We start from the raw sequence: 12147 nt of genomic DNA, 5'->3' as shown, positions 1-12147 counted from the left end.
CTGGGACGAGGCCGGTCGATTCCACTCACCATATCGTAAAATCTGTGGCAGTCAGCTGCGTGGCCGCGGAGATGCCGGTCAGGATGATCGTGATATCCGCAACACCGTTGCCATTCGCGTCGACCAAGACGATGCCCCCATCGAACCGCGCTTCGCTGTTGCCGCTGGCGGTGAAGGCGGCCGTACCGCGGTAGCTGAAGGAACCGTGAAGAAGATTCTCGAATTCCAACCTGTCACCTTGCGCCGAGCTGAAATCTGATATTGTGTCGCGGCCGTCCGAGAGTGCTGAAAATCGAAAATAGTCATCTCCGGCTCCACCGGTGAGAAGGTCGTTTCCGGCTCCACCGACCAGATAGTCACCGCCATCGCCACCCGAGAGGGTGTCGTTTCCGTCGCCTCCGACCAAGCCATCACCATTGGAATCGCCACGAATATAATCGTCCCCTGCCTCTCCACTCAAAGCATCCTGGCCTCCTCTCCCGGAGAGCACATCATTTCCCGCACCACCTGTATTTACATCGTCCCAATTTCCACCATTTATCACATCATTTCCCGCACCACCGGTAACAAAGAAGCCACCGGCCCCCATTTCTATAGTATTTCCTTGAGATGACAGAATTATCTCACGAAGATATATGACATCTTGACTAGAAAATTCGACAACTCCTGATGTTGTTAGCTCTATTGTCGTTACACTTATTTCCGAGAAAGAGTCGATCTGCGATGCACTTGCACGGACTCCAAACGCGCTCAAATATTCAAATCCCGAAATCTCAGCAGCAGATATATCAATAGTGGAAATCGGTGATACCTCAATCGTGTCGCGACCCAAGCCGCCATCATACCGATCACCAAGGGCAACATCACCCGCGGTGAGAAACAAGACGTCGCTTCCGCCAGCGCCGAACACATCGTCAACCCCGGCTCCATCATAGAGCAAGTCCCCACCCGCACCGCCGCTCAGGGTATCGTCACCGGCCCCGCCACGAAGAGTCGCGCCGTGTGTGGAGGCTACAAGAATATCATCGCCACCCCCACCGATAGAAAAAGTGCCGCCGGTGATCTTATCGTCCCCAACCCCACCGCTGATAATCAAATCATCGAAGCCGGACCCGACATCCACCACATTCCCGAAGCCGTTCAGATTGAAATGAGAAGCGTTGAAATACGCCATATCCGACAAATCAATGAATCCACTATCATGAACATTCAGCACGTTGACAGATATCTTATTGAGATTGTTAATTTGTTGACATGTAATATTCATGACTTCGGTCGATGACCCAAAAATAGCCTCGACTCCGACCAATGAAAGGGCAAACAGATCGATGACACCATTACCAGCGACGCCGTTCGATATAAAAAGTCCGTCCGCGCCTGCTCCACCATCGTAGACTTCGCCCGCCGCGAAATGAGCGATCTCGACATAGAATGTATCGTTCCCGGCACCACCATAGAGACGATCGCGGCCGGCATCGCCGTAGAGTTTGTCGGCCCCGTCGCCACCGATGAGCAGGTCGTCGCCCACGCCGCCACTAAGCACGTTGTTCCCGGCATTGCCGATGATGGTGTTGTTCCAATAGTTGCCGGCGCCGTCTAGGTCAGCTGTGCCTGCCAAGGTGAGGTTCTCGACATGGGTGGTGAGCCGATAGCTGATCCAAGCCACGACCTGATCGAGACCCTCGCCCGCCAGTTCCACGACCCGGTCTCCGGCCGCGGCGGCATAGTAGATGTCGTCGCCCTTGCCCCCGATCAGCAGGTCGTTGCCGGCGGCGCCGTTGAGCAGGTTGTTTCCGGCATTGCCGGTGATGGTATTGGCCAGCGCATTGCCGGTGCCGTTGATGGCGGCGGTACCGGTCAGGGTCAGATCCTCGAGATTGCCGCCGAGCGCGAAGCTGACCGAGGACCGCACCAGGTCATGGCCCCCGCCCGCCGCTTCCTGAACCCGATCGCCGGCCGAGTCCACGTCGTAGATATCTCCACCACTGCCCCCGACCAGCGTGTCGTTCCCCGTCCCGCCGTTGAGGACGTTGTTCCCGGCATTGCCGATGATGGTGTTGTTCARTGCGTTGCCGGTGCCGTCGATAGCGGCCGTGCCGGTCAGATTCAGTTCCTCAATATTGGCGCCGAGCGTGAAACTGACCGCTGATCGTACCCGGTCATAGCCCTCGTTCGCTGCCTCCTGGGCACGGTCACCAATCGAGTCGACATCGTAGACGTCATTGCCCGTGCCCCCAGCCAGAGTGTCGCTCCCCACACCGCCGTTGAGCACGTTGTCGCCGGCATTGCCGATGATTGTGTTGTTCAGCGCGTTGCCGGTGCCGCTGATGGACGCCATACCTTGCAGGATCAGGATCTCGACATTGGCGGCGAGCTGATGACTAATCCAGGCGAGCACCTGGTCGGCGCCCTCGCCTGCCTGCTCAACCACGCGGTCGCCGGCTGCGGCGACATAATAGGTGTCATTGCCGGCTTCTCCGATCATCAGATCGTCACCGGCGGCGCCGTTGAGGACGTTGTTCCCGGCATTGCCGGCGATTGTGTTGTTCAGTGCATTGCCAGTGCCATTGATGGCAGCCGTGCCCTGTAGGACAAGAGCCTCGATATTGGCGGCGAGTTGATGGCTGACCCAGGCGAGCACCTTGTCATTGCCCTCGCCTGCTTGCTCAACCACGCGGTCGCCGGCCGCGCCGACAAGATAGACGTCGTTACCCTCACCCCCGACCAGCCGATCGTCGCCGGCGGCGCCGTTGAGGATGTTGTTCCCGGCATTGCCGATGAGGGTATTGTTGAGAGCGTTGCCCATGCCGGTCAGGTCGGCCGTCCCGGAGAGCGTCAGATGCTCGACATTGGCGGCAAGCTGATAGCTCACCCAGGCCAGCACCCAATCGGTGCCTTCGCCCGCGCGCTCCACGATCGTATCGCCGGCTGCGGCGACATAGTAGACGTCGTCGCCGAGCCCTCCGCCCATCAGGTCGTTGCCCAGGCCTCCATTCAGCAAGTCCTCGCCGCCCGAGCCATAGAGCGTGTCGTTGCCGGCCTGGCCGTAGATCTGGTCCGCCCCGGCGCTGCCGAGGATCGCGTCGGCAGCCGCCGTTCCCCAAAATACGGTCATGAAATTTTCTCCCCCTTAAAATTCCGCGCGCTGGTGCCCGGTATCGTTTCGGCCAAGCTGCGCGATGCCGATTGAGCCGTAGCGTCCGGTCCGCTTCGGCCGGCCGATGCCGGCCGCCGACGTCTCAGGTGAACACGAAGTCGGAAGCGTGGAGCTGGGACGCGGCAGTGATCCCGGTCAGGTTCGCGGTGATGTTCGCTGTGCCGTCGCCGTCCGTATCGACGAGCAGTTGCCCGGCGGCGAAGCGCGCTTGGCTATTGCCACTGCCCGTGAACGACGCCGTTCCAAGATAATTAAAGGTGCCGTGGAGCACCCCCTGGAACAGCAGTTTGTCACCCTGCGCGGAACTGAAGTCGACGATGGTGTCCACACCTTGATTGCGGCTGCCGAAGTAAGCGAATGAATCGCCGCCGCCGCCGCCGATCAGGGTGTCATTTCCGGCATACCCGAGCAGCGTGTCACTGCCCGATCTCCCCGACAGGACGTTGGCGGCGGCGCTGCCTTCCAACGTGTTGTCGAGCTCATTTCCTGTGCCGTCGATTATGCTGGTTCCCCATAGGATCAAGTTCTCGAGACTGGCCCCGAGTGCGTAGCTCAGCGACGACAGGACGGTGTCGATCCCCTCTCCGGGTAGTTCCGTGACGATGTCGTTCAGGGAATCCACATTATAGGAGTCGCGGCCGAGGCCACCGACCATGATGTCATTTCCGACCCCGCCATCAAGGCGGTCGTCGCCTCCGCCGCCGATAAGGCGATCATCTCCGGCATCGCCAGAGAGCGCGTCGTCTCCAGCCCTACCATCGATAATATCTGCACCGTCATTTCCATTGATAAATGAGTCATTACCCTGGCTTGCATCGATGCGGTCGTTTCCACCCCCACCCTCGAGACTAGAATTATTGTCACCCCCACTGACAATATAGTCGTCACCGCCGCCCCCGGTAATTTGATTGGAGTAGGTCCCACCGAGAATCGTGTCCGCGCCTGCCCCTCCGTCGACCACGCTTGGGTTCGTCCGCCCGGTCAGATTGAGGGTAGTGCCCTGGTCTGAAAGGATGAACCATCCGACCGATACGTTCGGATTCGCCGTCAGATCGAGAACACCGCCATCAGAAAGCTGCAGGCCATACGTATCCAACTCGGAGAATTGGGCGGCCTGCGCCATAGTCATCTTGGTTACCTGATAAAAACTCATGATCGACTCGACGCCATCGATCCTCAATCCGCTGATATCGATGAATCCATTCGATAATCCGGAATCAAAAGTCAGCTCGATCTGATCATAACCCAAGCCCCCATCATAGATCTCCCCAGACATTATATGCAACTTATTTGTGTATATGTAGTCATCTCCATCACCACCATACACTTGGTCTCGACCCAGACCACCCGTCAAATAGTCAATTCCACCCTCTCCGCGGAGGATGTTGTTACCACTGTTCCCCTCAATCCGATTGTCTGTCGCGTTTCCTGTACCGTTAAGATTTGCGCCACCAAGCAGGACCAGGCTGCCAATATTGGCGCCGAGGGCATAGCTGACGGTGGCTCGAACAACTCCGGCAGAGAAGACACTGTCGCTTTCGACAACGATATCTCCTGCAGAGTCGACGAGGTAGGTATTGAGGCCGGCTCCGCCGATGAGAGTGTCGTTGCCGCCTCGTCCATCCAGGACATCGTCACCGTCACTCCCCCAGATCGTATTGTTCAGCTCATTGCCGGTTCCATGCGCTGGATCGAATGAACGCGGTACTTCGAGGACGAGGTTCTCGATATTCGCGCCCATCACGTAGTCAAACTGCGAGCGGATCGTATCAATCCCGGAATTGCTGTTTTCGATGACGATATCGCCGACTCTGTCCACGATATAGGTGTCGTCACCTTCGCCCCCCGCCAGCCGGTCATTCCCTTCGCGGCCGTCGAGGACGTTGTCACCAATGTTTCCGGTGATGGAGTTCGAGAGCCGATTGCCGATGGCCTCGCCGTCCTCCGTGCCGACTAGGACAAGGTTCTCGATGTTGTCCGCCAGAGCATAGGCGTGCGACGCGATGACGAGATCGGTCCCCTCGCCTGCACGCTCGACGAGGATGTCCAAATTCCACGGGTCGTAAAAGTGCAGGTCGTTATCCGTGACGTAGATGTCATCCCCAATCCCGCCGCCCAGAGTGTTCGAACCGGTCCCTCCATAGAGGCGATCTCGTCCCGAACCGCCATACAAAGCATCGTCTCCCGCGCCGCCAAAGAGCATATCGTCCCCGGCTCCGCCGGTCAGCACGTTGGCCCCGGCATTGCCGATGATGGTGTTGGCCGAAGCGTTGCCGGTGCCGTTGATGGCACCCGCGCCGGTCAGATTGAGATCTTCGGCATTCGCGACGAGCGTATGGCTCACTGACGCCCGCACCCGATCTATGCCTTCGCCGGCAAGCTCGACCACCTGATCGTTCGTCGAATCGACCACGTAGATGTCGTTGCCGACACCACCGACCAAGCGGTCGTTTCCGGCCTTGCCATCCAGTGTGTCATCCCCGGATCCGCCGGTCAGCACGTTGGCTGCCGCATTGCCGACAATCGTGTTGGCGAGCACATTACCCGTGCCGTTGATGGCGGCCGTGCCGGTCAGGTTCAGCTCTTCGAGATTGGCTCCGAGCACCAAGGGGACCGACGACCGCACCCGGTCCCATCCTTCATTCGCCGCCTCCTGGACCCGGTCGCCGACCGAGTCGACGTCGTAGACGTCGTTGCCCTTGCCCCCGACCAGCGTGTCGTTCCCGGTGCCGCCGTTAAGCACGTTGTTCCCGGCATTGCCGATGATCAGGTTGTCCAGTGCGTTGCCGAAGCCATTGATGCCGGCCGTGCCCTGCAGGATCAGGGCCTCGACATTGGCGGAAAGCTGATGGCCGGTCCAGGCGTGAACCTGGTCGAAGCCCTCGCCGGTACGCTCCACCACCCGGTCGCCTGCCGAACCGACGTAGTAGATGTCGTCGCCCTTGCCACCGATCAGCAGATCGTCGCCGGCGGCGCCGTTGAGCACATTGTTCGCGGCATTGCCGATGATGGTGTTGGCAAGCGCATTGCCGGTGCCGTTGACGGCGGCCGCACCGATCAGGTTCAGGTCCTCGAAATTGGCGCCGAGCGTAAAGCTGCCCGATGTTCGCACCCGGTCATGGCCCCCGTTGATCGCCTCCTGGACTCGGTCGCCGGACGAGTCGACGTCGTAGACGTCGTCACCCTGCCCGCCGACCAGCGTGTCGTCACCGGCGCCGCCGTTAAGCACGTTATTCCCAGTATTGCCGGTGATCAGGTTGTCCAGCGCGTTGCCGAAGCCGTTGATGGYGGTTGTGCCTTGCAGGGTCAGGGCCTCGACATTGGCGGAGAGTTGATGGCTCACCCAGGCCTGCACCTGGTCAAAGCCCTCGCCCGCCTGTTCGACCACCCGGTCGCCCGCCGCGCCAACGAGATAGATGTCGTCGCCTTTGCCGCCGATCAGCACGTCGTCCCCGGCGGCGCCGTTGAGCAGGTTGTTTCCGGCGTTCCCGACAATCGTGTTAGCGAGAGCATTGCCAGTGCCGTTGATAGCGGCCGAGCCGGTCAGGTTCAGCTCCTCGAGATTGGCGCCGAGCGCGAAGCTGACCGATGACCGCACCCGGTCATAGCCCTCGTTCGCCGCCTCCTGCACCCGGTCGCTGGCCGAGTCGACGTCGTAGACGTCGTTACCCTTGCCCCCGGCCAGCGTGTCGGTCCCGGCGCCGCCGTTGAGCACGTTGTTCCCGGCGTTGCCGATGATGGTGTTGTTCAGCGCGTTGCCGGTGCCGGACAGATCGGCCGTCCCGGACAGCGTCAGATGCTCGACATTGGCGGCGAGCTGGTAGCTGATCCAAGCCAGCACCGAGTCGGTGCCTTCACCCGCGCGCTCCACCACCCCATCGCCGGCCGCGGCGACGTAGTAGACGTCATTGCCGAGCCCTCCGACCATGAGGTCGCTGCCCAGGCCCCCGTTCAGCCAGTCGTCGCCACTCGCGCCATAGAGCGTGTCGGCACCGGCCTGGCCGTAAATCTGGTCCGCTCCGGCGCTGCCGACGATCCTGTCGGCAGCCGCCGTTCCCCAAAATACCGGCATGAAATCCTCTCCCCCTTCAAATCGGCGCACCACGGCCGGTGTCTCCCGGCATTCTCGCGCCCTTGCCAGCTTAATCCCGGCTCCGCCCCGCTCGGCAATGCGGATTTTATAAATTCGTGAAAAAATTCATATATCGGCCGGACGCCCGGCTACGCCGCCGCCGTGCTAGGGTCCGCCTCGCCGCCCCCGACCCTTGGCCCCACCCGAGACCGCCATGGCCAGACGCCTGCCTCCGCTGATCGCGCTCCGCGCCTTCGAGGCCGTCGGCCGCCTCGGCAGCGTCCGCGCCGCGGGGGAGGAGCTGGCGGTCAGCCACACCGTGGTGTCGCGCCATGTCCGCAACCTGGAGCAGCGGCTGGGCGCCCGGCTGCTGCGGCCGGCCGGGCGTGGCCTGGCGCTGACGCCGGAGGGTCAGCGCTATCTGGCCCAGGTGGCCCAGGCGCTGGATCTGATCGAGCGCGCCACCGCCGAGCTGTCGGCACCGCGCCGCCGCACCCTGGCGATCTGGTGCGCCCCCGGCGTCGCCTCGCGCCGGGTGCTGCCGAAGCTGCCGGAGCTGGAGGCGCTGCTGCCGGAGCACGAGATCACCCTGCTGCCGACCCTGGCCCGACCCGATTTTTCGCGCGCAGGCTTGGGACCAGAGGGGGCGGACGCCGAGATCATCTATCTGGAGGCGGCCGCACCGCGCGACGGGGTCCGGGCCGAGCTGCTGTCCAGCCCGCGCGTCTTCCCGGTGGCCAGCGCCGCCTTCCGCGCCCGCCATGCCGATGTCGCTGCCCCGGCCGACCTGCTGCGGGTGCCGCTGATCCACGAGGAATCGACCGAGCAGTGGGAGCGCTGGCTGCACCGGGCCGGTGTGGCGGAGTTGCCGCCCTTGCGCGGTCCGCGGCTGTGGCACGCCCATCTGGCGATCGAAGCGGCGCGGTTGGGCCAGGGCGTCGCCTTGGCCAATGCCGTGCTGGCCGGCGAGGATCTGGCCGCCGGCGGGCTGGTCGAGATGGTGCCGTCCGACATCCGGCTCGGCGGCTATTATTTCCTGTCCGAGGCGGCGCGCTGGGACGAGCCCGGCTTGGCCACGCTGCGGGGCTGGCTGCGCCATCTGTTCGCGACACCGAACGGCGACGGTGCATAGGATGCACCAGACACGTTCAAACTAGGCGATTGTTCAACGCGGCTACCGCACCGACCTTCTGCATAGCCTGACCCGAGGGGATGTTCATGACCACCAATGCCGAGCTGTTCCAGCGCCGCAACGCCGCCGTCGTCCGCGGGGTCGGGCACGCCACGCCGATCTCCGCCGCCCGCGCGCTGAACGCCGAGATCTGGGACGTCGAAGGCAAGCGCTATGTCGACTTCGCCGGCGGCATCGCGGTGGTCAACACCGGTCATTGCCATCCCAAGGTGATCGCCGCCGTGCAGGCGCAGATGGCGAACTTCACCCACACCTGCTTCCAGGTGCTGATGTACGAGCCGTATATCGAGCTGGCCGAGAAGCTGAACGCGCTGGCGCCGATCAGCGGCCCGCTGAAGTCGGTGTTCTTCACCACCGGGGCCGAGGCGACCGAGAACGCGGTCAAGATCGCCCGCGCCGCCACCGGCCGCAGCGGCGTGATCTCCTTCACCGGCGCGTTCCACGGCCGCACCGTGATGGCCTCGGCCATGACCGGCAAGGTGGTGCCGTACAAGAAGGGCCTGGGGCCCGTGCTGCCCGAGGTCTGGCACCTGCCCTTCCCGGTGGCCCAGCACGGCGTCACCGTCGAGGATTCGCTGAAGGCGCTGAGCTTCCTGTTCAAGGCCGATGTCGACCCGTCGCGCGTCGCCGCCATCATCATCGAGCCGGTGCAGGGCGAAGGCGGCTTCTACGATGTGCCGGCCGAGCTGATGCGCGCCCTGCGCCGGGTCTGCGACGAGCACGGCATCGTGCTGATCGCCGACGAGGTGCAGACCGGCTTCGGCCGCACCGGCAAGATGTTCGCGATGGAGCATTTCGACGTCGAGGCCGACCTGATCTGCGTCGCCAAGAGCCTGGCCGGCGGCTTTCCGCTGTCCGGCGTGATCGGCCGGGCGCCGATCATGGACGCGGCCGACCCGGGGGGGCTGGGCGGCACCTATGCCGGCAACCCGCTGGCCTGCGCCGCGGCGCTGGCGGTGCTGGAGGTGTTCAAGGAGGAGAAGCTGCTGGAGCGCTCCAACGCCATCGGCGCCCGGATCAAGGCGCGGCTGGAGACGCTGTCGCGGCGCAACGACCTGCTGCCGATCGCCGGCATCCGCGGCCTGGGCGGCATGGTCGCCTTCGAGATCGTCAAGTCGCGTGGCGCCTACGACCCGGATGCCGACGCCACCAAGAAGGTGACGCAGAAGGCCTATGAGAACGGCCTGGTGCTGCTGTCCTGCGGCGTCAACGCCAATGTCATCCGCATCCTGGTGCCGCTGACCGCCAGCGATGCCATTGTCGACGAAGGCCTGGACGTGCTGGAGACGGCCTTGGCGGCGGCCTGACCCGTCCCTGCTGCTGCGTCATCCCCGCGAAAGCGGGGATCTCGCGACGCATCGACCGAAGAGATTCCCGCTTTCGCGGGAATGACGAGAGAGTGTGCGCCCACCGGGGCGCCCCTGTTCCGTGACCCCGTGAGATCGCTATGCTGACCCTGAACGACCCAACCCTGCTGAAGAGCCAGGCCCTGATCGGCGGCTCCTGGATCGGCGAGGCCGTTGATCCGGTGACCAATCCGGCGACCGGCGAGACGCTGGGCCGTGTGCCCCGCTTCGGCGAGGCCGAAGCGACCGATGCCGTCGAAGCCRCAGAAGCCGCCTTCGGCCCCTGGGCCAAGAAGACCGCCAAGGAGCGCTCCGCCATCCTGCGCCGCTGGTTCGACCTGATCCTGGCGAACAAGGAGGACATCGCCCTGATCATGACCAGCGAGCAGGGCAAGCCGCTGGCCGAGGCGCGCGGCGAGGTCGACTACGCCGCCTCCTTCGTCGAGTTCTATGCCGAGGAGGCCAAGCGCATCTACGGCGAGACCATCCCGAGCCACCGCGCCGACGCCCGCATCCTGGTGATGAAGCAGCCGATCGGCGTGGTCGCGGCGATCACGCCGTGGAACTTCCCGGCGGCAATGATCACCCGCAAGGTCTCGCCGGCCCTGGCCGCCGGCTGCACCGCCGTGATCAAGCCGGCGCCGGAGACGCCGCTGACCGCCCTGGCCCTGGCCGAGCTGGCGGTGCGCGCCGGCGTGCCGGCCGGCGTGCTGAACGTGATCACCGGCGACGCGCCGAAGATCGGCCGCGTCCTGACCGGCCATCCGGCGGTGAAGTTCGTCGGCTTCACCGGATCGACCGAGGTCGGCAAGCTGCTGATGCGCCAGGCGGCGGACACGGTGAAGAAGGTCGGGCTGGAGCTGGGCGGCAACGCGCCCTTCATCGTGTTCGACGATGCCGACATCGACCCCGCGGTCGAGGGCGCACTGGCCTCGAAGTTCCGCAACATGGGCCAGACCTGCGTCTGCGCCAACCGGATCTATGTCCAGGACGCGGTCTACGATGACTTCATCGCCCGCTTCGCCGCCAAGGTTAAGGCGATGAAGGTCGGCAACGGCACCGAGCCCGGCGTGGTCCAGGGCCCGCTGATCACGGCCGAGGCAGTGGAGAAGACCGAGCGCCACATCGCCGATGCCGTGTCCAAGGGCGCCACGGTCGTCACCGGCGGCCACCGCCATGCGCTGGGCGGCACCTTCTTCGAGCCGACCGTCCTGTCAGGCGCCACCACCGAGATGGTGGTGACGCAGGAGGAGACTTTCGGCCCGCTGGCCCCGGTCTACCGCTTCCGCGACGAAACGGATGTGGTGGCCCAGGCCAATGCCACGCCCTTCGGCCTCGCCGCCTATTTCTACGCCCGCGACCTGGGCCGCGTGTTCCGGGTGGCGGAGTCGCTGGATTACGGCATCGTCGGCGTCAATGCCGGCGTCGTCGCCACCGAGGTGGCGCCCTTCGGCGGGGTCAAGGAATCCGGCCTCGGCCGCGAGGGCTCGCATCACGGCATCGAGGAGTTCGTGGAGCTGAAATACGTGCTGCTCGCTGGAATGGGCGCGTAGGGGCGACCCGGGAGGGCCGCCGGCCGTCCCCTCAGAGCCCGTTTGGGAATGCGCTGGCGTGAGTCGGGTGGCGGTGGTTTCGAGAACCGGCGCACAGCGGACGTTTGGGTCCGTGAGCACCGGAAGCGCAGAAACCGCCGTCAGACAGCCGCGCCAGTAGCACTCCCGAATGGGCTCTACCGCCGCACCGCGTGCGGCTCCATGACCGCCATGGTGAAGCGGACCGACCGCGCGCCCTTGCAGGCATAGGCGTGCGGCCGGTCGCTGTGCAGCAGGACCGAGGTGCCGGCCTGGACCTCGTGCGGCCGGCCTTCGACCTCGAGCAGCAGCGTGCCGGCGGTGACGTGCAGCAGCTCGCGCGTGCCGGCCGGATGCGGGTCGGACACGTGCCGCTCCTTCGGCTTCATCTCCCAGTTCCACAGCTCCAGCATGTCCGGCCCCTCGCTGCCGACCAGCAGCACCGCCCGGCCGCCCTCCGGCCCGGCCCAGAGCCGCGCAGCCTCTTCCGGCGCGACCAGCCGCACGACGTCCTCGCCGCCCAGCTCCACCAGCTCCGCCACCGAGACGCCGAGCGCCGCGGCCACCCGGCACAGCGTTGCGATCGAGGGGTTGGAGCGGGCGTTCTCGATCTGCACCAGCATGCCCTTGCTGACGCCGGACAGCCGGGCCAGCCCGTCCAGCGACAGCCGCCGCGCCCGACGCAGCTCGGCGACACGGCGCGCCACCGCCGCCGTGGTCTCCGCCTCAGCCCCGTCGATCCCGGCCGTCTCGGCCAGCATATTGACCTCGTCGGTCGTCATAGATTAGTCAACATATTGGTATATCCG

Annotated in this window: 6 protein-coding genes; 3 read left to right on the top strand and 3 right to left on the bottom strand. The window is 64.2% G+C overall.

What is annotated here, in order from left to right:
• Window positions 1–25: 25 nt before the first annotated feature.
• Together AB4Z01_RS02755 and AB4Z01_RS02750 are read right to left on the bottom strand one after the other, a co-directional pair.
• Complete coding sequence (locus AB4Z01_RS02755; protein ID WP_441690382.1) at window positions 26–3115, bottom strand: beta strand repeat-containing protein; 3090 nt, start codon at window positions 3113–3115, stop codon at window positions 26–28.
• Window positions 3116–3239: 124 nt separating this feature from the next.
• Window positions 3240–7262, bottom strand: a complete 4023-nt coding sequence (locus tag AB4Z01_RS02750) for a beta strand repeat-containing protein (protein WP_441690380.1) — start codon at window positions 7260–7262, stop codon at window positions 3240–3242.
• Window positions 7263–7443: 181 nt separating this feature from the next.
• Here AB4Z01_RS02750 and AB4Z01_RS02745 point away from each other — a divergent pair, with 181 nt between their 5' ends.
• From AB4Z01_RS02745 to AB4Z01_RS02735, 3 genes are all read left to right on the top strand, one after another.
• Window positions 7444–8361, top strand: coding sequence for a LysR family transcriptional regulator (locus AB4Z01_RS02745; RefSeq protein ID WP_441690378.1), 918 nt, complete (start codon window positions 7444–7446; stop codon window positions 8359–8361).
• Window positions 8362–8447: 86 nt separating this feature from the next.
• Window positions 8448–9728 carry a 4-aminobutyrate--2-oxoglutarate transaminase gene (gene gabT, locus AB4Z01_RS02740; RefSeq protein ID WP_441690376.1) on the top strand — a complete coding sequence of 427 codons (1281 nt, stop codon included), beginning with the start codon at window positions 8448–8450 and terminating at the stop codon, window positions 9726–9728.
• 140 nt (window positions 9729–9868) lie between these two features.
• Window positions 9869–11320 carry an NAD-dependent succinate-semialdehyde dehydrogenase gene (locus AB4Z01_RS02735; protein WP_441690373.1) on the top strand — a complete coding sequence of 484 codons (1452 nt, stop codon included), beginning with the start codon at window positions 9869–9871 and terminating at the stop codon, window positions 11318–11320.
• A gap of 176 nt (window positions 11321–11496) precedes the next feature.
• Here AB4Z01_RS02735 and AB4Z01_RS02730 read toward each other — a convergent pair whose 3' ends face one another.
• Window positions 11497–12120 carry a helix-turn-helix domain-containing protein gene (locus tag AB4Z01_RS02730; RefSeq protein WP_441690372.1) on the bottom strand — a complete coding sequence of 208 codons (624 nt, stop codon included), beginning with the start codon at window positions 12118–12120 and terminating at the stop codon, window positions 11497–11499.
• Window positions 12121–12147 lie beyond the last annotated feature (27 nt).

Source organism: Inquilinus sp. YAF38 (assembly GCF_052113205.1).
In the GTDB taxonomy this organism is placed as follows: Bacteria; Pseudomonadota; Alphaproteobacteria; order DSM-16000; family Inquilinaceae; genus Inquilinus.
The sequence above is the reverse complement of the archived record's forward strand: the minus strand, read 5'-3'. Positions and strand labels throughout refer to the sequence as shown.